This window comes from Tranquillimonas alkanivorans (genome assembly GCF_900115595.1).
Lineage (GTDB): Bacteria > Pseudomonadota > Alphaproteobacteria > Rhodobacterales > Rhodobacteraceae > Tranquillimonas > Tranquillimonas alkanivorans.
Genome location: NZ_FOXA01000005.1, coordinates 178,233 through 203,373, shown reverse-complemented (window position 1 = coordinate 203,373; position 25,141 = coordinate 178,233). Strand labels below are relative to the sequence as shown.

Genomic DNA, 25,141 nt, shown 5'->3' with positions numbered 1-25,141 from the left:
GCTCACTCCGCCGGGGTGGTGCCGGGCTGCGGGTCGCGCTTGCCATAACGCAGGAACATCCGCTTGACCGGGTCGCGCACCATGTTGTCGAGTGCGCCGGTGAACAGGATGACGAGCGCCTGAATCACCACGATCATCTCGCGCGGGACGCTGGTTTCGAACTCAAGCTCGGCCCCGCCCTGGTAGAGCGCACCGAACAGGATGGCCGCCAGCAGGACGCCCACCGGGTGCGATCGGCCCATCAGCGCCACGGCAATGCCGACAAAGCCCGCGCCCAGCACGTTGTCCTGCAACAGGCGCTGCTGTTCGCCCATCACCGCGTTGACCGCCATCAGCCCCGCGAGCGCGCCCGAGATCAGCATCGCGAGCATCACGATGCGGAAGGGCGAGATGCCGGCATAGACGGCGGCGGACTCGGAATGGCCGAAGGCGCGGATCTCGTAGCCCAGCTTCGTGCGCCACATCAGCAGCCACACCAGCCAGCAGGCCAGAAGGCCCAGCAGGAACGCGATGTTGAGCGGCGAGCGCCCGAACTCGATCCCAACGGCGGCGAAGATGTCCCGCGCGTTGGGCAGGAATGTGCCGGGCGGGAAGCGCTCGGTCTCGGGCGCCATGCCGGGGGCCTTCAGCGTCTCGACCAGCAGATAGACCAGCAATGCCGAGGCGATGAAGTTGAACATGATCGTGGTGATCACGATGTGGCTGCCGCGACGCGCCTGGAGATAGGCGGGAATGGCCGCCCAGGCCGCGCCGAACAGCGCGCCGCCGATGACGGCCACGGGCAGCGCGAGGATCCAGTGCGGCCACGGGATGGCCAGGCAGACCAGCGCCACGCCGAGCGAGCCGATCTGCGCCTGCCCCTCGCCGCCGATGTTGAACAGCTTGGCATGAAATGCCACCGCCACGGCGAGGCCGGTGAAGATGAAGTTGGTGGCGTAAAACAGCGTGTAGCCCCAGCCATAGGTCGAGCCCACGGCGCCGCGCACCATGATCGCCATCGCCTCGAACGGGTCCTCGCCGATCAGCGTCACGACGATGCCCGACACGACCAGCGCCAGGACGAGGTTGATCAGAGGGATCAGGGCGACGTCGGCCCATTTCGGCATCTTTTCCATCACATCACCTTTCCACGGGCGTGGGCGAGGTTCTGTTCGACCTCGGCGGCGTCATGCGGCTTTTCGGTGTCCGAGATGCCGGCCATCAGCAGGCCCAGCTCGCGCTCGTCGGTTTCGGACGGCAGGCGCTCGCCCATGATGCGGCCGTCGAACATCACCGCGATGCGGTCGGACAGCGACATGATCTCGTCCAGCTCGACGCTGACCAGCAGCACCGCCTTCCCCGCGTCGCGCAGGGCCACGATCTGCTGGTGGATGAACTCGATCGCGCCGATATCCACGCCCCGCGTGGGCTGGCCTACAAGCAGAAGGTCGGGGTTCCGCTCGAGCTCGCGGGCGATGACGATCTTCTGCTGGTTCCCGCCCGAGAAGTTCTTGGCCGTCAGCCAGCAATCGGCGGGCCGGACGTCGAACTTCTCGATCTTGCGGCGGGCGTCATCGCGCAGGGCGTCGTTGTTCATCAGCCAGCCCCGGTTGTACTCGGGGTCGTCGTGATAGCCGAAGCCGACATTCTCCCACGCGTAGTAATCCATGATCAGGCCCTCGCGCTGCCGGTCCTCGGGCACGTGCGCGATGCCGCGCTTGCGCCGGGTGCGCGCGTCGGAGTGCTTGCCGGTCAGGTCGATCTCCTGGCCGTTCACGCGGATCGTGCCGGTGCCGGTGCGCATGCCGCCCAGCACCTCCAGAAGCTCGGACTGGCCGTTGCCGGCCACGCCCGCGACGCCCAGGATCTCGCCGGCCCGCACCTGCAGGTCGATGCCGCGCACGCGCTCGACGCCCTTGCCGTCGATCACGCGCAGGTTCTCGACCTCGAGTACCACGCGCCCGGGCTGGGCCGGTTCCTTGTCGACGCGCAGCAGGACCTTGCGGCCGACCATCAGCTCGGCAAGCTGCTCGGGGCTGGTTTCGGCCGTCTTGACCGTCGCGGTCATCTCGCCACGCCGCATGACGCTGACGGTGTCGGTGATCTCCATGATCTCGCGCAGCTTGTGCGTGATCAGCACGATCGTCTTGCCTTCGCGCTTGAGCCCTTCGAGGATGCGGAACAGGTGGTCCGCCTCGGCCGGAGTCAGAACGCCCGTCGGCTCGTCGAGGATCAGGATGTCGGCCTGCCGGTAGAGCGCCTTGAGGATCTCGACCCGCTGCTGCATCCCGACGCCAAGGTCCTGGATCAGCGCGTCAGGATCCACGTGAAGCTCGTATTCCTCGGAAAGTTGCTTGAGCAACTTTCTCGCCTTCGACAGCGACGGCGTCAGGCGGCCACCCTCCTCGGCCCCCAGCACGACGTTTTCCAGCACGGTGAAGTTCTCGACCAGCTTGAAGTGCTGGAACACCATGCCGATGCCGGCGGCGATGGCCGCCTGGCTGTCGGGGATCGGCGTGCGGTTGCCGTGGATGAAGATCTCGCCGCTGTCGGCCTTGTAGAAGCCATAGAGGATCGACATCAGCGTCGACTTGCCGGCGCCGTTCTCGCCGATGATGCCGTGGATCGTGCCCGGCATGACGCGGATCGAGATGTCCTTGTTCGCCTGGACGGGGCCGAACGCCTTCGAGATGCCTTTGAGCTCGATCGCGGGGGCGGTCGCTTGGTTCATGAGCTGAATCCGATCGGTCGCGCGACCCGTTCTCTGGCGTTCGGGTCAGAAGGATGACGGGCCCCGCGCGGCGCACGCGTCGCGAACGGCGACGGGGCGTGGTCCGTTTGGCCCCGGCGGGCCGTCCGCGTCAAGGGGGCCGCTGCGTCCCATCGCGGATGAAAGAGGCCCGGAGCGGGCGGCTGCGCCCCCGCTCCGGGCCGGTGCCATGCCATTCGGGGGCGGTCCGGGATCGTTCCCCGCATGCGCCGCGCCCGGCCGGCCCGATCGATCACTCGACCGGGCAGCTGTCGGTGGCGGTGTAGTCGTGCACCTCGATCTCGCCCGAGATGATCTTCTGCTTGGCCTCTTCGACGGCGGCGCTCATCTCGTCGGTAATCAGCGCCTCGTTATGCTCGTCCACGGCATAGGCCACGCCCTCGGACTCGAGGTCGAGCACCTGCACACCGGTTTCGAATTTGCCTTCGGCGGCCGACTGGAACGCGTCGTAAACGGCGTTGTCCACACGCTTGACCATCGAGGTCAGGACCGAGCCCGGGTGCAGGTAGTTCTGGTTGCTGTCCACGCCGATGGAATAGATGCCCTCGTCCGCCGCGGTCTGGAGCACGCCAACGCCGGTGCCTCCGGCTGCGGCATACACCACGTCGGAGCCCTGGCTGATCTGGGCGCGGGTCAGCTCACCGCCCTTCACCGGGTCGTTCCAGGCCGACGGGGTGGTGCCGGTCATGTTCTGAATGACCTCGATCTCGGGATCGACCGCCTTGACGCCCTGCACGTAGCCACAGGCGAACTTCCGGATCAGCGGGACGTCCATGCCGCCGACGAAGCTGACGGTGCCCGTGTCAGACGCCATGCCGGCCAGCATGCCGACGAGATACGAGCCCTCATGCTCCGAGAACACGATCGACTGCACGTTCGGCTGATCGACGACCGAGTCCACGATGGTGAAGTTCGTCTCGGGATAATCGGGCGCGACCTTCTCGAGCGTCGAGGCGTTGGCGAAGCCCAGGACGACCACCGGGTTCGCACCACGCTCGGCCATGCGGCGCATGGTCTGCTCGCGCTGCGCCTCGGACTGAAGCTCGGTCTCCATGTAGTCGCCGCCGGTCTCTTCGACCCAGCGCTGCGCACCGGTATAGGCGCTTTCGTTGAACGACTTGTCGAACTTGCCGCCGAGGTCGATGATCAGGCCCGGCTCGGCCATCGCGACACCGGCGCTGAGCGCCACGGTCGCGGCCGCGCCGAGGAATTTGTGCATCAGGGTCATTCGGGTCTCCCAGGGTTTATCAGCCTTGGAGCGGGGGGCGCGGGACGCGCCGCCCGCCCGTGAAACGCGTAGATCCGCTTCAGATCATTGGCAGATAAGGCCGCAGCCCCGGGAGGGGGTCAACAGGTTTTTCCCGCCCGCGTGGTGCACGCGGCGGCACATGCCCGTGAATTGAGCGTGTGACGTGCGGTCACCCGGCGCCGAGGTGACGGTGCATCAGTACCGCGTCCACCGCGCCGCCCTCGGTCACCCGGTAGTAGCGCGGTCGGCAGCCCGTTTCCGCCCACCCGGCACGAGCATAAAGCGCCCGCGCGGCGGCGTTGTCGGCGGCGACTTCCAGGTGCGCCTCGACGGCATCGCGGGCGCGGGCCTCGGCCTCGAACGCCGCGAGCGCCCGCGCGCCCAGTCCCTTGCGCCGGTGGGCGGGATCGACGGCAAGTGTCAGCAACTCGGCCTCTCCGGCCACGGCGCGCCCGAGGGCGAAGCCGTGCGGGACGGTGACGAGGAAGACGCCGGGCAGAGTCAGGAGGTCCGCGAACTCGGTCGCGCTCCACGGTCGCGGAATCCGCATTGCCACAGCGTGCAGCGCGGCCAGCTCTGCTGGTGTCATGGCAGGATCAGCGGCGCCGGGTCACGCGGCGGCGCGGCGTCGGCGGGACGCACATAGAGCGGCGCGGGGCGCCCGCTCTCGGCTCCGTCCGCCAGCTTCCGCGCCGCGATCTCGGCGATGCGGGCGGGCAGCACCGGCGGTTCCGCTTCGACAGGTTCACCCTTCAGCCGCTCGGCCAGCCGCGGCGCGGCCGGCCCGACAAGCCGCAGGCCGTCCCGCCTCAGGTCGTCCACCGGCGCGTCCGGCTGAAGCAGGCGCGGCGCACCGCGGCTCCCGTCCGCTTCGAACATCTGGACGAACGCCTGCTCGCGCGGGGCGTCCAGGCAGATGAGGCAGGGCGCGTCGGCTGCCCAGACCTCGAAATTCGAGACACCGACCGCCGGCACGCCCAGCGACAGCGCCAGTCCGCGCGCGGCGGCGACAGAGATGCGGATGCCGGTGAAGTTACCCGGCCCGACGCCGACGGCGATGGCGTCGAGGTCACGCCAGCCAAGCCCCTGCCCGGCCAGCACCTCCTCGAGCAGCGGCATCAGCCGCTCGGCCTGTCCGCGCGCCATGGACTCTTCCCGCACGTCGAGCAGCGAACCGTCCGAACGCAGCGCGGCCGCGCAATGCGCGGCCGACGTGTCGAATGCAAGGATGGTCGGAGACGTCATCAGACGGCGACGGGACGCACCTCGACCACTTCCGGGATGTAGTGGCGCAGCAGGTTCTCGATGCCCATCTTCAGGGTCAGCGTCGACGACGGGCAGCCCGCGCAGGCACCCTGCATGTGCAGGTAGACCACGCCGCGGTCGAAACCGTGGAAGGTAATGTCGCCGCCGTCCTGCGCCACGGCCGGGCGCACGCGAGTGTCGAGCAGTTCCTTGATCTGGCCCACGATCTCGGCATCCGGGCCGTCATGCGCGGCATGGCCGCTCTCGGCCGCCTCGCCTTCCATGATCGGTGCGCCGGACTGGAAGTGCTCCATGATCGCGCCCAGGATGGCAGGCTTCACGTGGTCCCATTCGACCGGCTCGGCCTTGGTCACGGTGACGAAGTCGTTGCCGAAGAACACGCCGGTGACACCGTCGATCGCGAAAAGCCGCGACGCGAGCGGCGATTTCCCGGCCGTCTCGGCGCTGGGGAAGTCAGCGGTGCCGGCCTCGAGCACGGTCTGGCCGGGCAGGAACTTCAGGGTCGCCGGATTCGGCGTGGATTCGGTCTGGATGAACATGCGCGCCTCCTGTCTGGACACTCATATGCGGAGCGGCCGGCGCCCTGTCAAGTTTTAGAAGCGTTCTAATCTGGGTGCGCCGCCGAATATCCCTCAGGCGCCGTAAAGACCGCCCCACCGCGCCAGCAGCGCCCGCTGAAGATTGCGCGACCGGCCGATCCAGTACCGCCCGCCCTCGGGCCGTTCGCGCTGCGACGGCGCGAGCGCGTCGCGCCGGGGCACGTCGGCGCAGAAGATGGCGAAGGCCAGTTCGCGCCCGTTCGGCGCCGTCTCGAAACCCGTAAGCGCCGAGACGAAGTTCAGCGTGCCGGTCTTGGCCGCGACCTCGACGCCCGGCATCGCCTCAACCGGAAACGGCTTCATCAGGTCGCGCAGGCGGCTGTCGGGGCCGGCCTTCACCATCGCCTTCACCATGTCGGCGGCGCTGATGCGGGAATCGTCGCCGAGGCCGGAGTGATCCTCGAACGCGGCCGAGCGCGCCAGCATCGTCTCGCCCAGCCAGCCGCTCATGTGCCCGGCCGAGGCGGCGAGCGTCGGCACCTCGCCCATCCGGCGGCGCGAGGCGGTCAGGCCCACGATTTCGGCCGTGAGGTTGGTGGAGTACTCCATCATGTCGCGCAGGATGTCGGAGAGCGGCGCACTCAGGTGCTCGACCAGCACCTCGCCCTCGTCCGACTGCGCCCGGCCGGTTTCCTGCCCCAGCTGGATGCCGTGTGAGCGCGCGAGGGTGCGGAACACCTCGGCCGCATAAAGCGCCGGGCGACGCACCGGCAGCCAGCGCGCGCCGCCGCCGCCCAGCGCGCCGCGCGCGACGGTCCAGGCGTCGGCGTCGCCCGTGTCGGTATAGGTGTAGACGGGTGTGCGGCGGTCCACGACTTCCATCTGCGCCACGCTCACGCCGGGGCGGAAGCGGGCGTCGCGCGCCTCGATCGACACCTCGTAGGTGTCCTTCGTCCGCTCCCACCCGAAGTAGACGCGGTTGAAGTTCAGGTTGAGCCCGCTGATCGACGGGTTGTAGGCGACGTGGTCCGGCTGCTCGGCGTCGACCTCGCGCACCTCGGGCAGCGCGCCGGTCCAGATACGGAATGTGCCGGTGATCTCGCGCAGCCCCGCCTCCTTCAGCGCGGCGGCCATGTCGCCCAGCGCGTCGGTGTCGAGCGTGGGGTCGCCGCCGCCCGCGAGGATCAGGTCACCCTCGAGCCGGCCGTCGACCAGAGGCCCGGTCGCCACCAGCCGGGTCGCGAAGCGGAAGTCAGGGCCCAGCGCGTCCAGCCCGTACAGCGTCGTCAGCGCCTTCGCCGTGCTCGCCGGCGGCTGCGGCAGAAGCGGCGCGCGGGACTCCAGGATCTCGCCCGTGCCCGCGTCTGCGACGGCGAAGCTGACCCGGCCGCCCAGGTTCGCCGCGTCCACGAGGTCGCCGGCCGAGGGGATCAGCGCCTTGCGCAGCTCGGGGTCGCGGGCCAGCGGCCTGGGTGAGGTCGCCGGCGCGTTCGCCAGAACCGGCTGCGCCGCCCCCGCCAGGAGCCCCGCCATCATCGCGCGCCGCGTCAGTGTCATGCGCCGTCTCCTTCGCCGATCCGCTTCATTGTGCCCGCCGCCCCATGCGGGGCAACCCTAGCGTGTCCATCCGCCGCGGGCGCGGATCGCCGTGGAGCTTTCCCCGCGCATCGGCATGTTCACGAAACACCAGGCCGGCGTGGGCGTCCGTGGAAGAAGGTGCGACCGCCGCGGGGACAGCCGCGCGTGGCGGAACGCCGAGGCGGCGGGCGACATGCGCGCCGCGAGCCCCTGCCCCGGCCGCGCCAGCACCCCCACCGGGACGTTCCGCATGATCCATCGCCAGTTGTCCCACCGGTGCAGCGTGGCCAGGTTGTCCGCCCCCATCAGCCAGACGAAGCGCACGCCGGGATAGGCGTCATTCAGCCTGCGCAGGGTCTCGGCGGTGTAGCGCGTGCCCAGCCGCGCCTCCAGATCGGTGACGGTCACCTTCGGGTGATCCATCACCGCCCGCGCCTGCGCAAGCCGACGCGCCAGCGGCGCCGGCCCCTCGCGCTTGAGCGGGTTGCCGGGCGACACCAGCCACCAGACCCGGTCGAGCCCGAAGCGCTTGACCGCCTCGCGCGTCAGGTGGACGTGTCCGCCATGGGCCGGGTCGAACGACCCGCCCAGCAGGCCCACCGCCTGCCCGGGCCGCGCCACGGGCCATCCGGGACCGCGGTCACCCATCGGCCGGCCTGGCGTGCGCCGCATGCCGCGGGCGAAACGATCCTTCGACGAAGGATCGCGCGCGCCCGTGGCGCGCCCCGATTTTTCGACCAAAAATCGGGGCCTCCGGCGGGAGTATTTCGGGCAAGAGGATGCGCAGGGCTCAGACGCCCTCGGACGAGCGCGCCCAGAGGTTGATGTCCTCTTCCTGCGCGACGGCGTCGATCTCGGCGAGCTCGTCCCGGGTAAACACGAGGTTGCCGACCGCTCCGGCGCAGTCGCTCACCTGTTCAGGCCTGGAGGCGCCGATGAGCGCGGTGGTGATGCCCTCGCCCCTGAGGACCCAGGCAATCGCCATCTGCGCCAGCGTCTGGTCCCGCCGCTCGGCGATGGCGTTGAGCTTGCGGATGCTTTCGATGGCGGCGTCGGTGATCCATCCCTCGGACAGCGACTTGCCCTGCGCCGCGCGGCTGCTCTCGGGAATGCCGCCGAGGTATTTCTTCGTCAGCATCCCCTGCGCCAGCGGCGTGAAGGCGATGGAGCCGACGCCGAGCTCCTTCAGCGTGTCCTTCAGCCCGTCGCGTTCCACCCAGCGGTTGAGGATGTTGTAGGACGGCTGGTGGATGAGGCAGGGCGTGCCGAGGTCTTCGAGGATCGCCACCGCCTCGCGCGTACGCTGGGAGTTGTAGGACGAGATGCCGGCGTAGAGCGCCTTGCCCGAGCGCACGATCTGGTCGAGCGCGCCCATCGTCTCCTCGAGCGGCGTGTCCGGGTCGAACCGGTGCGAGTAGAAGATGTCGACGTAATCCACGCCCATGCGCTTGAGCGAAGCGTCGCACGAGGCGATCAGGTACTTGCGGCTGCCCCACTCGCCGTAGGGGCCGGGCCACATGTTGTAGCCCGCCTTCGACGAGATGATCAGTTCGTCCCGGTAGCCGCGGAAATCCGTCGCCAGGATCTCGCCGAAGGCTTCCTCGGCCGAGCCCGGCGGGGGGCCGTAATTGTTGGCGAGGTCGAAATGCGTGATGCCGTGGTCGAAGGCCGTGCGGCAGATGTCGCGCTTGGTCTGGTGAGCGAAGTCGTGGCCGAAGTTGTGCCACAGGCCCAGAGACACGGCCGGCAGCTTGAGACCGGAATTTCCGCAGCGGCGATAGACCATCCGCTCGTAGCGGTCTTCGGCTGGAACGTAATTCATCCGGTCCTCCTCGCGTCCGTTTCAACGCGAACAGGTGTCGGCGCGGGCGGCGCGGATGTCAATTCGCCTCCCCCTGCGCCACCGCAGGGGGATCGACCGCGCTGCCGTCGCTGAGGAAACTGCCCAGCACCCGCAGCGCCGGAACGTGGTCGCAGACGACCTTGAGCAGGACGAGGAACGGCACCGCCATCAGCGCCCCCGGCACACCCCAGAGCCAGGCCCAGAACATCACCGTCAGGAACACCGCCACGACGTTCAACTCGAGCCGCCGGCCCACCAGCATCGGCGTGACGAACTGCCCCTCGAACGCGGTCAGCGCGAAGTAGACTAGCGGCACCACCAGCGCGTAGCCCAGCGAGTCGTAGGTCAGGATGGCCACGATGGCGGAGGCCGCGACGCCCACCATCGCGCCCAGGAACGGCAGGAAGTTCAGCAGGAACGCCGCCACGCCCCAGAGCCAGGCCAGCGGCATGTTCAGAAGATGCATCGCCAACCCGATGCACAGGCCCAGCCCCGCGTTGATCAGGGTGATCGCTCCCAGATATCGCGAGATCTGGCGTTCGATGTCGCGCACGATGGTCAGCGCCTGCTTCTTTTCGTGCAGCGTGGTGAGCGCGTTGATGATCCGCCGCTGGATCGCGTCCGAGGCCGCGAGCAGGAACATCGACAGGATCATCGCGACGAACAACGCCGTGCCCGCGCTGGCGACGCTGCCCACGGCCGCACGCAGAAGGCCGCTCGATTCGCGCACCTGGACCTGCTGCACGCCCGGCTCGCCGTCCCCTTCGGTGATCTTCTCGACCTGTTCGCTGGCCTCCTGCACCTGCTCGACCGAGGCCATGACCGAGCGCAGCTTCGTTTCCAGCCGCGCCCCCACGGTCGGCGCCTCGCGCACCACGCGGGTGAGCGGGCCGCTCATGGCGTAGACGCCGAGGGTCGAGGTGACGGCTATGCTGGTCACCAGCACCACCGCCGAAATGGGACGCGGCACCCCCCGGCGATAGAGCCAGCGCACCACCGGCGACAGCGTCAGCGCGATCAGCACGCCCAGCACAATGGGCAGCAGCACGTCCTTGGCGAAGTAGGTGGCGGTGAACACCGCCATCAGGAAGATGCCCAGCAGGAAGCGTTCGATCTTGCGCAGGGAGCGCGCGATGTCGTCGACCGCGCGCCGCTGCGGGGGCGTGCTGTAGCGTTGCTCGGGTTTTGTCACGGGCGCGTCCTCGGGGTCCGAGGATCAACGTAGCGCGAAACGGCGGGTTCCGGTGATCACATCTGGTGCCGCGCGGGCACCGCTTTCCGGTTTGCCAGCGCCCCTGCCCCCGAATACACAGGGCGCTGACATTTTCCGACCAGCCCCGGAGGACCCCAGATGGCCAAGTATCAGTACGTCTACCACATGGACGGCGTCTCCAAGACCTATCCCGGTGGCAAGAAGACGTTCGAGAACATCCGCCTGTCGTTCCTGCCCGGCGTGAAGATCGGCGTCGTCGGCCCCAACGGCGCAGGTAAATCGACGCTGCTGCGCATCATGGCCGGCATCGACAAGGACTTCTCGGGCGAGGCCTGGGCGGCCGAGGGGGCGCACGTGGGCTACCTCCCGCAGGAGCCCGAGCTCGATCCCGACCTCGACGTGCGCGGCAACGTCATGGAGGGCGTGAAGGCCAAGCGCGAGATCCTCGAGCGCTACAACGAGCTGGCCATGAACTACTCGGACGAGACGGCCGAGGAGATGGCGAAGCTGCAGGACGAGATCGACGCGCAGGACCTGTGGGACCTCGACAGCCAGATCGACGTGGCGATGGAGGCCCTGCGCTGCCCGCCCGACGACGCCATGCCCGACCAGCTTTCGGGCGGCGAGAAGCGCCGCGTGGCGCTGTGCCGGCTGCTGCTGGAACAGCCCGACATGCTGCTTCTGGACGAACCGACCAACCACCTGGACGCCGAGACCATCGCCTGGTTGCAACAGCACCTGATCGACTACAAGGGCACCTGCCTGATCGTCACCCACGACCGTTACTTCCTGGACGAGATCACCGGCTGGATGCTGGAGCTCGACCGCGGCCGGGGCATCCCGTACGAGGGCAACTATTCCGCGTGGCTGGAACAGAAGGCCAAGCGGCTCGAGCAGGAGGCGCGCGAGGACAAGTCGCGCCAGAAGACGCTCGAGCGCGAGCTCGAGTGGATGCGCCAGGGCGCGAAGGCCCGGCAGGCCAAGCAGAAGGCCCGGATCAACGCCTATAACGAACTCGCCAACCAGACCGAGCGCGAGCGGGTCGGCAAGGCGCAGATCGTCATCCCCAACGGCCAGCGGCTGGGCTCCAAGGTGATCGAGGTCGAGGGGCTGAAGAAGGCCAAGGGCGACAAGCTGCTGATCGAGGACCTGTCCTTCTCGCTGCCGCCGGGCGGCATCGTTGGCGTGATCGGCGCCAACGGCGCGGGCAAGACCACGCTGTTCCGCATGCTCACCGGGCAGGAGCAGCCGGACGAAGGCAGCATCGAGTACGGCGACACGGTGGACCTGTCCTATGTCGATCAGTCGCGCGACGCGCTCGATCCGAACAAGACCGTGTGGGAAGAGATCTCGGGCGGGGCCGAGCTGATCCCGCTGGGCAATGCCGAGGTGAACTCCCGCGCGTATTGCGGGGCGTTCAACTTCAAGGGCGGCGACCAGCAGAAGAAGGTGGGCCTGCTTTCGGGCGGTGAGCGCAACCGGGTTCACATGGCCAAGCTGCTGAAGTCCGGCGGCAACGTGCTTCTGCTCGACGAACCGACCAACGACCTCGACGTCGAGACGCTGCGCGCGCTCGAGGACGCTCTGGTGGACTTCGCGGGCTGCGCCGTCGTGATCTCGCACGACCGCTTCTTCCTCGACCGCATCTGCACCCACATGCTCGCCTTCGAGGGCGAGGCCCACGTGGAATGGTTCGAGGGCAACTTCGAGGAATACGAGGAAGACAAGAAGCGCCGCCTGGGCGACGACGCGCTGGAGCCGAAGCGGATCAAGTACAAGAAGTTTGCGAGGTGAGGGGTAAATGGTAGCGCACGTACGGGGTAGACTTTCGACCGAAGCGTTTTCGAGGACTTGATCGCTGACGTTCGGAAAGGCGAGATTAAGGTACCTAAGTTTCAGCGGCCTTTTGTGTGGAACGATGAACAGGCACTTAAGCTGGTTGACAGCATCGCTCGCGGCTATCCAGTCGGAAGCGTTCTACTCTGGCGCACGACAGAGAAACTCAAGTCTGAGCGTGAGCTAGGACGATTTCGCCTTCCTGAAACGGACGAGATGACGCCCACAAAGTATGTCCTAGACGGGCAACAGCGCATCACCGTTATATACTCTGCGCTTGGCGCCGCAGCAGCGGAAACAGGGTTTTCTCCGATCTACGATCTTCGCAAGGAAGAATTCGCCACAGAGCCAGAGAATCGAGAAAAGCACCATTTCCCTCTGCGGTTCGCCTACAGAACCACCGATCTGCTCAATTTTCGAACCGAACTACAACGCCTTGAGGACAGCGGGGAGCTTCAAGAGCGCCTAGACTCTCTAATAGGTGCAGTCACTGGGTATCGCATTCCAGTGGTCGAACTTCGGGACCTTAGTGTTGAGGAAGTTTGCCCTATCTTCGAGCGCATCAACAGCTCAGGAACACGACTTTCAACCTTCGACCTAGTCGCCGCCGCAACTTGGTCTCAAACTTTTGATCTTGCAGATCACGCTCAGACTATCTCAGACGAGCTAAAGCCCAAGGGATTTGCAGGAATTACCAACGAAACGATTCTGAAATGCATCTCAGCGCAATTGATCTCCTCCGTAAAGAAGGAGGATGTACTGAAACTGCGCGAACAGGAAGAAGGCAAGATTGAATCCGCGACCTCTGAAACAAAAGAGGCGTTGAGGAAGACAATCGACTATCTTCAGAAAGACTTCGGCATCCAAGCGATGTCCTTCATGCCATATGACGCCCATATGATATGCATGAGAAAAATTTTCAGCGAAGAGAAGAACCTCACCGCAGTACAAAACAGGAGACTTCGGCAGTGGTTCTGGCGCACCGCTTTCTCCCAACACTTTCGAGGCGCATCTGAAGCCTTCGTCACCTCTTCAATCGGGAGCGCAATTGCTTGGATCCTGCGTGGCGAAGGTGCCGCTGATCATTTCGGGCAAGCACCGAAAGCTGACGCAATAAGATCGACAAAGTTTCATTTTCGTGCGGCCATTGCTAAGGCATTTGTGATCGCATTGGCAAAATCAGGTCCGCGCAATATCACGAACGGCGCAGCAGTGGACTTGGTAGATGCTTTATCTACATACAACAACAAGCAGTATCACCACATCTACCCGCAGGCTTGGCTCAAGGCAGAGAAAATCACGAACATCGACTCTCTTTCCAACATCTGCATGCTTTCCGCCTCCCAGAACAACAAGGTTTCAGACACGCCACCGCACGAGTACTTGCCGGCAGCGATAAATGAGTTGGCTTCTGAAGCCGAAGGCGTGTTCGCATCGAACCTAATGCCGTCGCCAGAGGTTACCGACTACTCGACGCTCACATACGACGACTTCTTGGCAGCGCGCTCTGAGGAGATTGCTAGGCACGTTGAGAGCTTGTGCAACGGAGACCTGTGAGGCAGCAATCAGACTGCACTAGGTTACCTACCCCGCAAACCCCACGATCGCCTCTGCCCTGACCGCCCCCGACTGGCGGGCCGTCTCCCGCCCCCGCTCGAAGCGGAGCATCGTCGGGATGCCTCGGATGGCGTAGCGGGCGCCGGCCTGGGGGTCGGCCTCGGTGTTCAGCTTCACCAGGCGGGCGCGGCCCTTGAGCGTCGTGGCGGCCTTGGCGAACTCGGGCGCCATCATCCGGCAGGGGCCGCACCAAGGCGCCCAGAAGTCCACCACCAGCGGCAGCTCGTCCGTCTTCGCCGCCTTCTGCAGCGTCGCCAGGTCCACCTCGGCCACCTTGCCCGAGGCCAGCCCCGCGCCGCAGGTCCCGCATCTCGGCCCTTGCTCCAGCCGCTCGGACGGCACGCGGTTCACCTGGCCGCAATCGAGGCAGACGAGTTTGACGGTAGACATGGGCGGGCTCCTGTAACGCATTCCGTTCGGAAGATGTGTTGTGGGCGGGGGAGGTGCAAGGGTGGTGTTCAGCTTCCCGGTGGCGTCCGTGGCGGTGCGCGATGGCGGGTGGTGGGAGGTCCCCACTTGCGTGGGGATGACAGGGGGATGCCCACCGTTTCCCCCGGTGTCACCCCCCGCGCAAGCCGGGGCCTCCCCGGCACACGCAATACGGTAGCCCCCCCCTCACCCCCACAATTGACAGCTGTCAACTCTCCTCGACGAACTCCGACGCGGACAGCTTGCGCGGCTCGCTTTCGACCGACTGCGCCGGCGCGATGGAGTCGCGGGCCGAGACGACGCCCATCGCCTCGAACTTCCGCGCCGAGGGCAGGATGCGCCCTTCCAGAGATCCGACCGCCTTGTTGTAGTGCTCCACCGACTGGCCGAGCGAGCGGCCCACCCGCTCCAGGTGCCCGGCAAAGGTGCCCAGGCGGTCGTAAAGCTCCTTGGCCAGCTTCTGCACCTCGACCGCGTTCTCGGCCATCTTCTCCTGCTGCCAGCCATAGGCGATGGCCTTCACCAGCGCCATCAGCGTGGTTGGCGTGGCGATGAGCACTTTCTTCTCGAAGGCGAACTCGATCAGGCCCGGGTCGGCCTCGACCGCGGCCGAGACGAAGGTCTCGCCGGGGATGAACATCACGATGAAGTCGGGCGTGGTGGGGATGTTGTCCTGGTACGCCTTCGACGCCAGCACCTGCACGTGCTTGCGGACGTGGGCGGCGTGCAGGCGCAGCTTTTCCTGCTGGAGGTCCGGCGTCTCGGCCTCCAGCGCATCCAGATAGGCTTCGAGCGGCGTCTTGGCGTCCACGACGATGCTCTTGCCACCGGGGATGTGCACGACGGCGTCGGGGCGGCGCACACCTCCGTCGGTGTCGATGGTCTTCTCCAGCACGTAATCCACGCGCTCGGCCATGCCCGCCATCTCGAACACCTGGCGCAGCTGCATCTCGCCCCAGCGGCCGCGGGTCTTGGGCGCGCGCAGGGCCTGGACGAGCTTGCGCGTCTCCAGCCCCAGCGACTTCTGCCCGTCCGTCAGCTCGCGCACCTGCGCCCGGATCGCACCGTAGGCCTCGTTACGGGCCTTCTCGATCTCCTTGATCTGTTGATCGAAAGCGCCGAGCTTCTCGTCCAGAGGCTTGACGAGGTTTTGGATCGCTTCCTCGCGCTTCTTCAGGTCGGCGTCGGCGGCCTGGCTGTGCTTCTGGAACCGCTCGGTGACGAGGCCCAGGAACCGCTCGGAGTTGGTCTGCAGCACGCCCGAGGCCAGCTTGGCGAAGCGGTCCTCGAGGTCGGCCTTCATGCCGCGCAACTCCTCCAGCCGCGCCTCGTGGGCCTGGCGGGTGGTGTGGAGTTCCGATTCCAGACGGTGGCGGTGGCGCGTCTCGTCATTCCTCTCCTCGCGGACCTCGCGCAGTTCGGCCTCGACCTGCGGCAGCCGTTCGGCCTGCGCACGCGTGGCGGCGAGTTCCTCGCGCACGCGGCGCAGGGCGTCGAGTTCACGCCGCTGTTCGCGGATCGTGCCGCCGCGCGACATGGCGAGGGCGGAGGCGCCGACAAACAGCAGCGCGAGCGCGCCGCAGGCGGCGAGGTACAGTTCGGGGTCGAGCGCGAGCGCCTGTTGCAGCATCGTGTCCTCAATGTCCGCCCCTCTGCCGGGGGCTCAGGTGCGGCCGAAAAGCCGCTCGATATCGCCGAGTTTCAGTTCGACGTATGTGGGACGGCCATGGTTGCACTGGCCGGAATGTGGCGTCGCCTCCATCTCGCGCAGAAGCGCGTTCATCTCCTCCCCGCGCATCCAGCGGCCCGAGCGGACCGAGCCGTGGCAGGCGACGCGGGACAGCACCGCCTCGATCCGGGCCTGCACGGTCAGGCTTTCGCCGAGGTCGTCAAGCTCGTCCAGGATGTCGCGCAGCATCGCCTTCGCATCGACGTGCCCCAGGATCGCGGGCGTCTCGCGCACCGCGACCGCACCGCCACCGAAGGGCTCGACGACCAGGCCGAGCCGGGCGAGGTCGCCGGCCATGTCCAGGAGTCGCCCGGCGTCGCCCTCGGACAGCTCCACGATCTCGGGGATCAGCAGGGCCTGGCTGGCGACGCCGTTCTCGGCCATCTGCTTTTTCAGCTTTTCATAGACCAGCCGCTCGTGCGCGGCGTGCTGGTCGACGATGACGATGCCGTCGGCGGTCTGGGCGATGATGTAGTTCTCGTGCACCTGCGCCCGCGCTGCGCCGAGGGGGCGCTCGGTGGCGGGCGGTTCGGCGCTCTCCGACGGCGCGTCCTCGACCACCGGCTCCACGCGGGCGCTGGTGCCGGCGAAGGAAGGTTCGGAGAAGGACGGCTCCGCGAAGCCCTGAGGCGCCGCCGGGGCCTGAGCGGCATAGGACGCGGTGCGCGCGCCGAGCGAGGGGCGATCCATCTGGTAGACGCGCGCGCCCTGCGGCTCGGGCCGCATGGCGCCCAGCGTCGCGCCGGCCACGGTGGTCGATGCGCGGTGCCCGGCCTCCGCCAGCGCGTGGCGCAGGGCCGAGACGATGAGCCCCCGCGCGACGCCGGGTTCGCGAAAGCGGACCTCGGATTTCGCGGGGTGCACGTTCACATCCACGCGCGTCGGCTCGCAGTCGATGAACAGCGCCGCCGCCGGGTGCCGGTCGCGGCTGAGGAAGTCGGCATAGGCCCCGCGCAGCGCGCCGTAGAGCAGCTTGTCCCGCACGGGACGGCCATTGACGAACAGGTACTGCGCCACCGCCGAGCCGCGGGAATAGGTCGGAAGCGCGGCGTAGCCCGCCAGCCGCAGCCCCTCGCGCTCGGCATCGACCTTCAGCGCGTTCTCGGCGAACTCCGCGCCCAGCACGCGGGCGAGCCGGCCATGCAGCGCGTCGAACAGGTCGCCGGTCTGCGCGTCGGCGCGGAACACGACGCGGCCTTCGCCGCCCCCGGTGACGTCGCGCAGCACGAATGACACGAAGGGCTCGGCCATCGCCAGCCGCTTGACCACGTCGCCGATGGCCTGCGCCTCGGCCCGGTCCGAGCGCATGAACTTCAGTCGCGCGGGCGTGGCGTAGAAGAGCTCGCGCAACTCCACCACCGTGCCGCAGTTCAGCGCCGCCGGGCGCACCGGGTCGAGCTGGCCGCCCGCGACCGACAGGACCGCTGCCTCGCCACCCGCCACGCGGCTGGTGACGGTCAGGCGGCCGACGGCGCCGAGCGAGGGCAGCGCCTCGCCGCGGAAGCCGAAGGACTGGATGTTGAGCAGGTCGGAGCCGTCGATTTTGGACGTCGCGTGGCGCGACAGCGCCAGCGGCAGATCCTCGGGCGACATGCCGCATCCGTCGTCCGTCACGCGGATCAAGGACTTGCCGCCGTCGGCATAGGCGATCTCGATCCGCCGGGCCTCGGCGTCGAGCGCGTTCTCGACCAGTTCCTTGACGGCCGAGGCTGGGCGCTCGACCACCTCGCCGGCGGCGATGCGGTTGATCGCGGCGTCGTCGAGTTGCCGGATGACGGGGCGAACTTGGCTTATGTTGGGTTGCGAAGCGGGCATACCACAACGACTAGCACGCCCGCCCACGATTCTGCCACCGGAGAAATCAGTTGGCGACGGTCTCGCCGTCCAGCCCCTCGGGCTCTCCGACCACCACGAAATGCAGGTCTTCGGGGCGGTATATGCGCTCGGCCACGCGGTTGGCCTCTTCCAGCGTCACCGCCTCGATCCTGTCGTTGCGGGTGGCGATGTAGTCGATAGGCAGGTCGTCCATCTGCATGCCCACCATGATGTCGGCGATGCGCCCGTTACCGTCGAACCGAAGGGGATAGGCGCCGGTGAGATAGGTCTTCGCGTCCTCCAGTTCCTTGGCGGTCACGCCGTCCTCGGCGATACGCTCCCACTCGTCGCGGATCACGTCGATCGTTTCGGACGCGCGGGCGTTGGCAGTCGACGCCTGCCCCAGGATCAGCTCGGCATGCTCCATCGGGGCGAGGTAGGTGCCGATGCCGTAGGTCAGGCCCCGCTTCTCGCGCACCTCTTCCATCAGGCGGCTGTCGAAGCCCGAGCCGCCGAAGATCTGGTTCACCACATAGGCGGGGAAGAAGTCGGGATCGTGCCGCTCGATCCCCTCGTGGCCGAACATGATGACCGACTGCGCCGTGTCCATGGGCACCACCGTCATGTCGGCGGTCAGCTGGAACTCGGCCTCGTCCGGCATCGGCGCGCCTTCCTCGGGCAGGCCGGCGAACAGATCGTCGAGCAGGCCGCGCAGTTCGTCGGGCGTGATGTCACCCACCGCACCGACATAGATGCGGTCGCGGGCCAGCGTGCGCTGGTGCGCCTCGACGATGTCCTCGCGCGTCAGGGCCGACACGCTTTCCACGGTGCCGCTGCGGTCCGAGCCGTAGGGGTGGTCACCGAAGGCCAGATCATCAAAGGTCTGGCCGGCCACAGCGTTCGGATCGGTGGCGTCCGAGCGGATGCCCGAGATCACCTGCTGGCGCACCCGCTCGATCGCATCCTCGTCGAAGCGTGGTTCGATCAGCGCCTTGCGCAGAAGCTCGACCGCCTCGTCGCGGTTCTCAGTCAGGAACTGGGTCGAGACGGCGATGGAGTCGTCATAGGCTGCGAACGAATAGCTGGCGGCCAGCGCCTCGCGCGCGGCGGCAAATTCCTGTGCGTCCAGGTCGGCCGCCCCTTCCTCGATGAGCGCCGTCATCAGGTTCACCGCGCCTCGCTCGCCCTCGGGGTCGAGCGAGGCGCCGCCCTTGAAGCGGATCTCGAGCGCAATGAAGGGCAGCGAATGCTCTTCGACCAGCCAGGCGGTGATGCCGCCGGGCGAGGTCACTTCCTGGATGTTCACGGCGGCGCGGGCGGGCAGCGCCGCGACGACGGCGAGCCCGAAGGCGAGTGCGAAACGGATCATTGGGTCACCTCTTCGGCGGCGGCCTCGGCCCCCTCGGGCGCGCGAAGCCAGCCGGTCACGGCGTTGTCACGGTCGAACACCTCGCGGCCGGCCGCGATGATGTCTTCCTCGGTCACGTTCTGCAGGATCTCGGGCCAGGCCTGCACGTCCTCGACGGTCAGGCCGCTGGTCAGCGCCTGCCCGTAGCGGCGGGCGCGGGCCTGCGCGCTGTCCTGCGCATAGATGTTCGACGCGCGAAGCTGCATCTTGATGCGGTCGAGCTGCTCGGGGTCAACGCCTTCCTCGAGGAACTCGGCCACCTCGCGGTCGAGCGCGGCCTCGGCCTCTTCCAGCGACACGCCGGGGGCGGGGACGATGACCAGCCCGAAGGTCGTGTCATCGAGCGACACGCCGCTGTAGAAGGCGGACGTATAGAGCGCGGTCTGCTCTTCGAACTGAAGCTCGCGGCCCAGGACCGAGGTCTGCGACGAGCCGCCCAGCACCTCGGCCAGCAGCGTCAGCGCCGCGGCCTTTTCCTGGTCGCCCGCGTCCCGCTCGGGGGCGAGGTAGGTGCGAATGACGTAGGGCTGCGCGATGCGCGCGTCCTCGTACACCATGCGCCGTTCAGCCAGTTGCGGCGGCTCCTGCGGGCGCTCGCGCTCGGGCAGGTTCTCGGTCGGCTCCAGCGGGCCGTAATGCTCTTGGGCCAGCGCCTTCACCTCTTCGGGGTCCACGTCGCCCGCGACGATCAGGATGGCGTTGTTGGGGGCATAGAACGTCTCGTAGAAGTCGAGCGCGTCCTGAAGGGTCAGGTTCTCGGTCTCGTGCATCCAGCCGATGATCGGCGTGCCGTAGGGATGGTTGAGGTACTGCGCCGCGCTGCGCTGTTCCGAGAACAGCGCGCCGGGGTCGTTCTCGGTCCGCTGGTTGCGCTCTTCCACGACGACCTGCCGCTCGGTCACGATGTCGGCCGCGTCGAGTTCGAGGTCGCGCATCCGGTCGGCCTCCATCTCCATCATCAGGCCAAGCCGGTCGGCGGCCACGCGCTGGAAATAGGCGGTGTAGTCGTAGGAGGTGAAGGCGTTGTCGGTGCCGCCCTGCGCCGCCACAATTTCCGAGAACTCGCCGGGGGCGAGGTCGTCGGTGCCCTTGAACATCAGGTGTTCGAGGTAGTGCGCGATGCCTGAGGTGCCCGCGGGCTCGTCGGCGGCGCCGGTCTTGTACCAGACCATGTGAACGACGACGGGGGCACGGTGATCCTCGATCACCACGACCTCCATCCCGTTTTCGAGCGTGAAGGTCGTCACCTCCTCCTCGGCCGCGCGCACGGGCAGCGTGGCGGCGAGGCTGGCGAAGGCGGCGAGAGCGAGGCTGCGCAGCATGGGCGTTCCCTGTGATCCGTCGGAAGTCACGGCACAATCTACGCCCGCCCTGCGCGGGTTCAATGCCGCCCGGTGCCACCTGTCGGGGTTGTGAGAGCCCGTGGGCGCTGTCGCACGCTCACGCAGCGCCTATTCGGCGGCGGCCTCCGGCGGCGGAGCGGCCGGGGTGCGCACGCCCGCGGCGCGGAAGCGCTCGAGCTCCTGGTACTGGTCCAGCGAATAGGGCTCGTAGGCGTCGAAGTAGGTGTTCATGCTGAACATCCGCTCGAACAGCAGGCCGCGGTGACGGCGGCGGTATTCGAGGTCGGCGGCGGCCAGGTCCTGGCGGATGCCGGGCTGCACGCCGAAGCGGGTGACGTAGTCCACGAGGCCCGGATCGCGCACGCCACCGCCCCGCCGCACCGCGGCCGGGCTGCCGCCAAGCGCCGCCACCGCGTCGGCCTCGGGCGTGGGATCGGTCAGGTTGCCGGCGCCCGGCGTGGGCGCGGGCAGCGCGGCGAAGTCCGGAGGCGACTGGAGCGGCTTGTTCGGCACGATGGCGAACTCGTCCGGGCCCCGGCCCTCGGCGCGCAGGTTCAGAAGCTCGGGTTCGCCCCCGCTTTCGCACCCAGCGGCCAGCAGAACCGCCAGCAGCGCCGCACCGATCTTGCCTGTCGTCGCGCCCATCGACGCCCTCCCCGCCTTCTTCGAGCCCGGTTTAGACCATCGTGCGCGGGTCGTCACGGGGTCTTTCCCCGGCCCGAGAACAGCACCAGCCCCAGCGCGCCCGCGAAAATCGCGATGTCGGCGACGTTGAAGGCATAGGGGTTCTCGATCCCGCAGCACGACATGTTGAGAAAGTCGGCCACCGCGCCATACAGCAGCCGGTCCACGACGTTGCCGATCGCGCCGCCGACCAGAAGCCCCGCCGACAGGAACGACCAGCGGCCGGGGCGGTCGCGGTTCATCCACCACAGGACCCAAGCCGAGATGGCAAGCGCCACCGCGATCAGCACCCAGCGCATCAAGTCGGCGTCATTGGACAGCAGGCCGAAGTTCACGCCCCGGTTCCACGCCATCCGCAGGTTCAGGAACGGCGGCAGCACGTCGATCTCGCCCACCGAGCGCAGGTTCAGCACGTGGACGACGATGACCTTCGTGATCTGGTCGAGGACGAAGACGACCGCCGCGGTCAGGAACAAAAGCCGCATGTCAGTGCCGGAAGTGGCGCATGCCGGTGAAGACCATCGCCAGCCCCGCCTCGTCGGCCGCGGCGATCACCTCGTCGTCGCGCATGGAGCCGCCCGGCTGGATCACCGCGGTCGCGCCGGCCTCGGCCGCCGTCAGCAGGCCGTCGGGGAACGGGAAGAAGGCGTCGGAGGCCACGACGGAGCCTTTCGTCGGCACCTCGGGCAGGCCCACCGCCTCGGCCATGTCCTGCGCCTTGCGCGCGGCGATGCGGGTGGAGTCGACGCGGCTCATCTGCCCCGCGCCCACGCCCACGGTCGCGCCGTCCTTGGCATAGACGATGGCGTTCGACTTCACGTGCTTGGCGACGCGCCAGGCGAACAGCATGTCGGCCATCTCCTCGTCCGACGGTGCACGCTTGGTCACCACCTTCAGGTCGTCGAGCGACAGGCGGCCGTTGTCCTTGTCCTGCACCAGGAACCCGCCCGAGACCTGTCGCAGCATCGTCCCCGCCTCGGCGGGGTTGGCGAGGCCATCCGTGGTCAACAGCCGCAGGTTCTTCTTGCGGGCGAACACCGCTTTCGCCGCGTCGTCCGCGCCGGGCGCGATGACGACCTCGGTGAAGATCTTCACGATCTCCTCGGCGGTCTGCTCGTCGAGCTTGAGGTTCAGCGCCACGATGCCCCCGAACGCCGAGGTCCGGTCGCAGTCGAAGGCGCGGGTGTAGGCGTCGATCAGCGTCTTGCCGCGCGCGACACCGCAGGGGTTGGCGTGCTTGATGATCGCGCAGGCCGGTCCGTCCTTGGGCAGGAACTCGGATACCAGCTCGAACGCGGCGTCGGTGTCGTTGATGTTGTTGTAGGACAGCTCCTTGCCTTGGTGCTGCACAGCACTCGCCACGCCGGGGCGGTCCGATCTGTCGCGGTAGAAGGCGGCCTTCTGGTGCGGGTTCTCGCCATAGCGCAGCGTCTGCGCCAGCGTTCCGGCGAAGGCGCGGCGGCGGGGGGCGGTATCCTCCAGCGCGCCGGCCAGCCAGGTGGACACGGCCGCGTCGTAGGCGGCGGTGCGGGCATAGGCCGTCAGGGCGAGTTTCTGACGGAATGCGGTGGTGGTCGCGCCGTCGTTCGCGTCGAGCTGTTCCAGCAGCGCACCGTAATCCTCGACGTCAACCACGACGTTGACGTAGCGGTGGTTCTTGGCCGCCGCGCGGATCATCGCAGGGCCGCCGATGTCGATGTTCTCGATGCACTCGTCGTAGCCCGCGCCCTTCGCGACCGTCGCCTCGAACGGGTAGAGGTTGACCACCAGCAGGTCGATCGCGCCGATGCCGTGCTGCTCCATCGCCGCCGAGTGCGCCGCGTCGTCGCGCAGCGCCAGCAGGCCGCCATGGACCATCGGGTGCAGCGTCTTCACCCGGCCGTCCATCATCTCGGGGAAGCCCGTGACCTCGGCCACGTCCTTCACCTCGAGCCCCGCGTCGCGCAGCGCCTTCGCGGTGCCGCCGGTCGACAGAAGCTCGACGCCGCGCTTCGCCAGCGCCTCGCCCAACTCGACGAGCCCGGTCTTGTCGGACACGGACAGAAGCGCGCGGCGCACGGGATGGAGGTCGGTCATCGGTGGTCCCCTTTCGCTCAGGTCGTCTCGAGCTCGTCGCGCTCGAGGTCGCGCACGGCATCGGGCGTTTCCTTCGCCTTTGCAAGGGTCCAGGCGACGCGGGTGGCGTATTCGCGCGCGGAAGAAGACAGGACGATCTGCGACGTCGCGCGCGGCGACAGCCGACCGGGCTCCAGAAAGACGCTGGCTTCCAGCGACATGCGGGCGCCGTTGGGGTGGCGGAAATGCCAGACCTCGCCGCTGCGCAGGCGCAGGCGGATGCTGCGGCCGTCGCCCTCGTGCTCGGCCTCGACGTCGGGGTGCAGGTGGAAGCGCACCTTGAAGGGCACGCCGTCACCGCCGGCCTGATCACGGGCCGTGTCGAAGCGGCGCTCGTCCGGGCGCTCCAGCGTCACCAGCAGGTCTTCGCCCTGAAGGCTGCGCCCGTCCGTCGACAGATAGACCTGGCGGACATGCGTCAGCCCGTGGGTGGCGAGATAGCCGTCATGCGCCATAATAACACCGTTGGCGAGGTCGGTATCGTGCCGCTCCATCCGCACGTCGGTGGGCGCATCGACCAGCAGTTCCGCCGTGCCGCCCGCAGTCAACCCCTCGACCCCCAGCCGCGCGGAGGAGAACCCGTCGAGCGCCAGCGTCGAGTGCGAAGCGGTGGCGCGCCCGGCGCGACGCCACTTTTCCCCGAACGCCGCGCCGGTGCCGCAGTTTACGATCAACGGACGGCGGCCGGATGTGACCTCTAATGCCAGGGTCGAGGCGTGTCCGTTGGCCGAGGCTTCCCCCTCGGGCGGCGCGGCGGCGTCGAGGATGACGCTGGTGCGGCCGTGGCGCAGCCGGGCGAAGCCCATCGCCAGCCCCTCGGCCGGGCCCGAGCGCACTGCAGACAACGCCAGCGCATGCTCGAGCCGCCCCTCGGCCCCGCGCCCGCCGCCGTGAAAACGCGGCAGGCCGCCGTCGCCGTGGCGCAGCGCGCGCAGCGTCGGCGCGATCCGCCGCACCGCCGCCAGTTGCTCGGGCTCGGGCGCGCGTCCGGACTCGGCCAGCGCCGCCGAGGCCCAGGTGAGCAGGGTGAAGATCTCCAGCAGCTCTTCGGGGTTGCGGCTGGCGATGCCGCCGCCATCGTCGATGCATTGCCCGGCCTCGCGCGCCAGTGCCTTGGCCGCCGGGCCGGCATGCGCCTGCGCCCCTTCAAGCGCCAGTCCCGCCAGCAGCAGGGCCGTCAACGCCTCGACCCGCGGCAGCCCGCGGGGCGTGGCACGGCAGCGGCGGGCCAGGAAGCGGGTCTGATGCGCGAGCGAGCGGCGGAACGCCTCGGCCACGGGACGGCGCACGCCGTGCAGAAGGACGTCGGCGTGGTCGATGCATCGCACCAGCCGCCGCGCGGTCAGCTCCGGCGTCCAGCCCGGCCCCTTGCCGCGCCCGTAGCGGCGCACCCAGTCATGCGTCCAATCCCGCGCGCGCCGCCGCGCCGCGCCGGTTCCATCGGCGGCAAGGTCGTCGAGCCAAGTGAAGCCATGCAGCGCCGCCTCGAACCGGGGGGCGGGCATGGGCAGGTCCCACGGCGCCGTATCCTCGGACTCGACCAGGTATCCGGCGAAGAGAAATTGGCCGTCGAGCAACTGCCGCCCCCGCCCGACCTGGCCCATCGTCCGAGGCTCGGTCTGTACGGCGAAGCGCGGAGAGGTGCGGGACAGCGTGCTCAGCCGCGCGTGCAGACGGTTCATCAGCCGCGCGTGGCGCGTGCTCCAGCTTTCGCGTCCGGACATCCGA

General features: G+C 68.1%; 21 protein-coding genes. 2 read left to right on the top strand and 19 right to left on the bottom strand.

The window, feature by feature from the left end; genetic code table 11:
- Positions 1-2: 2 nt before the first annotated feature.
- The 10 genes from BM162_RS08745 to BM162_RS08700 all read right to left on the bottom strand — a co-directional run bounded on the left by BM162_RS08745 (position 3) and on the right by BM162_RS08700 (position 10,416).
- Complete coding sequence (locus BM162_RS08745) at positions 3-1,115, bottom strand: ABC transporter permease (protein WP_093420513.1); 1,113 nt, start codon at positions 1,113-1,115, stop codon at positions 3-5.
- Entirely contained in the window at positions 1,115-2,710 is a 1,596-nt protein-coding gene (locus BM162_RS08740; protein WP_093420510.1) for an ABC transporter ATP-binding protein, read from the bottom strand. Before BM162_RS08740 ends, BM162_RS08745 begins: the two co-directional genes overlap by 1 nt.
- Before the next feature lie 271 nt (positions 2,711-2,981).
- Positions 2,982-3,977 carry a BMP family lipoprotein gene (locus BM162_RS08735; protein WP_093420508.1) on the bottom strand — a complete coding sequence of 332 codons (996 nt, stop codon included), beginning with the start codon at positions 3,975-3,977 and terminating at the stop codon, positions 2,982-2,984.
- Between the two features lie 190 nt (positions 3,978-4,167).
- Positions 4,168-4,587 (bottom strand): GNAT family N-acetyltransferase, encoded by a 420-nt coding sequence (locus BM162_RS08730; protein WP_093420506.1) that lies wholly within the window; start codon positions 4,585-4,587, stop codon positions 4,168-4,170.
- Positions 4,584-5,246, bottom strand: coding sequence for a tRNA (adenosine(37)-N6)-threonylcarbamoyltransferase complex dimerization subunit type 1 TsaB (tsaB, locus tag BM162_RS08725; protein ID WP_093420503.1), 663 nt, complete (start codon positions 5,244-5,246; stop codon positions 4,584-4,586). Before tsaB ends, BM162_RS08730 begins: the two co-directional genes overlap by 4 nt.
- Positions 5,243-5,803, bottom strand: coding sequence for a NifU family protein (locus BM162_RS08720; protein ID WP_093420501.1), 561 nt, complete (start codon positions 5,801-5,803; stop codon positions 5,243-5,245). Before BM162_RS08720 ends, tsaB begins: the two co-directional genes overlap by 4 nt.
- A 93-nt stretch (positions 5,804-5,896) precedes the next feature.
- Positions 5,897-7,360 (bottom strand): D-alanyl-D-alanine carboxypeptidase/D-alanyl-D-alanine endopeptidase, encoded by a 1,464-nt coding sequence (dacB, locus tag BM162_RS08715; protein ID WP_093420498.1) that lies wholly within the window; start codon positions 7,358-7,360, stop codon positions 5,897-5,899.
- Positions 7,361-7,417: 57 nt separating this feature from the next.
- Positions 7,418-8,029: a nicotinate-nucleotide adenylyltransferase gene (locus BM162_RS08710; protein WP_093420641.1), complete on the bottom strand. Its 612-nt coding sequence runs from the start codon at positions 8,027-8,029 to the stop codon at positions 7,418-7,420.
- A gap of 142 nt (positions 8,030-8,171) precedes the next feature.
- Positions 8,172-9,203, bottom strand: coding sequence for an L-glyceraldehyde 3-phosphate reductase (mgrA, locus tag BM162_RS08705; RefSeq protein ID WP_093420496.1), 1,032 nt, complete (start codon positions 9,201-9,203; stop codon positions 8,172-8,174).
- 58 nt (positions 9,204-9,261) lie between these two features.
- Complete coding sequence (locus BM162_RS08700; protein WP_245759211.1) at positions 9,262-10,416, bottom strand: AI-2E family transporter; 1,155 nt, start codon at positions 10,414-10,416, stop codon at positions 9,262-9,264.
- A 159-nt stretch (positions 10,417-10,575) separates the two neighbouring features.
- Here BM162_RS08700 and ettA point away from each other — a divergent pair, with 159 nt between their 5' ends.
- Together ettA and BM162_RS08690 are read left to right on the top strand one after the other, a co-directional pair.
- On the top strand, positions 10,576-12,231 hold the full coding sequence (gene ettA / locus BM162_RS08695; protein WP_093420493.1) for an energy-dependent translational throttle protein EttA: 1,656 nt from the start codon (positions 10,576-10,578) through the stop codon (positions 12,229-12,231).
- A gap of 57 nt (positions 12,232-12,288) precedes the next feature.
- A complete protein-coding gene (locus tag BM162_RS08690; RefSeq protein WP_093420491.1) occupies positions 12,289-13,830 on the top strand; it encodes a DUF262 domain-containing protein in 1,542 nt (513 codons plus the stop codon).
- A gap of 27 nt (positions 13,831-13,857) precedes the next feature.
- Here BM162_RS08690 and trxC read toward each other — a convergent pair whose 3' ends face one another.
- From trxC to BM162_RS08645, 9 genes are all read right to left on the bottom strand, one after another.
- On the bottom strand, positions 13,858-14,280 hold the full coding sequence (gene trxC, locus BM162_RS08685; protein ID WP_093420488.1) for a thioredoxin TrxC: 423 nt from the start codon (positions 14,278-14,280) through the stop codon (positions 13,858-13,860).
- A 247-nt stretch (positions 14,281-14,527) separates the two neighbouring features.
- Positions 14,528-15,949, bottom strand: coding sequence for a DNA recombination protein RmuC (locus BM162_RS08680; protein WP_245759210.1), 1,422 nt, complete (start codon positions 15,947-15,949; stop codon positions 14,528-14,530).
- A 33-nt stretch (positions 15,950-15,982) separates the two neighbouring features.
- Positions 15,983-17,863, bottom strand: a complete 1,881-nt coding sequence (gene mutL, locus BM162_RS08675; RefSeq protein ID WP_093420486.1) for a DNA mismatch repair endonuclease MutL — start codon at positions 17,861-17,863, stop codon at positions 15,983-15,985.
- 46 nt (positions 17,864-17,909) lie between these two features.
- Positions 17,910-19,232 (bottom strand): M16 family metallopeptidase, encoded by a 1,323-nt coding sequence (locus tag BM162_RS08670; RefSeq protein ID WP_093420483.1) that lies wholly within the window; start codon positions 19,230-19,232, stop codon positions 17,910-17,912.
- Positions 19,229-20,593 (bottom strand): M16 family metallopeptidase, encoded by a 1,365-nt coding sequence (locus BM162_RS08665; RefSeq protein WP_177215104.1) that lies wholly within the window; start codon positions 20,591-20,593, stop codon positions 19,229-19,231. The genes BM162_RS08670 and BM162_RS08665 overlap by 4 nt, the downstream gene beginning before the upstream one ends.
- 129 nt (positions 20,594-20,722) lie before the next feature.
- Positions 20,723-21,259: a DUF3035 domain-containing protein gene (locus BM162_RS08660; protein WP_093420480.1), complete on the bottom strand. Its 537-nt coding sequence runs from the start codon at positions 21,257-21,259 to the stop codon at positions 20,723-20,725.
- A gap of 53 nt (positions 21,260-21,312) precedes the next feature.
- The gene (lspA, locus tag BM162_RS08655) at positions 21,313-21,783 is read right to left on the bottom strand and encodes a signal peptidase II (RefSeq protein WP_093420478.1); all 471 of its coding nucleotides are present in this window, start codon (positions 21,781-21,783) and stop codon (positions 21,313-21,315) included.
- A gap of 1 nt (position 21,784) precedes the next feature.
- Positions 21,785-23,374 carry a bifunctional phosphoribosylaminoimidazolecarboxamide formyltransferase/IMP cyclohydrolase gene (gene purH / locus BM162_RS08650; protein ID WP_093420475.1) on the bottom strand — a complete coding sequence of 530 codons (1,590 nt, stop codon included), beginning with the start codon at positions 23,372-23,374 and terminating at the stop codon, positions 21,785-21,787.
- Between the two features lie 17 nt (positions 23,375-23,391).
- Positions 23,392-25,137, bottom strand: a complete 1,746-nt coding sequence (locus BM162_RS08645) for a heparinase II/III family protein (RefSeq protein ID WP_093420473.1) — start codon at positions 25,135-25,137, stop codon at positions 23,392-23,394.
- Positions 25,138-25,141 lie beyond the last annotated feature (4 nt).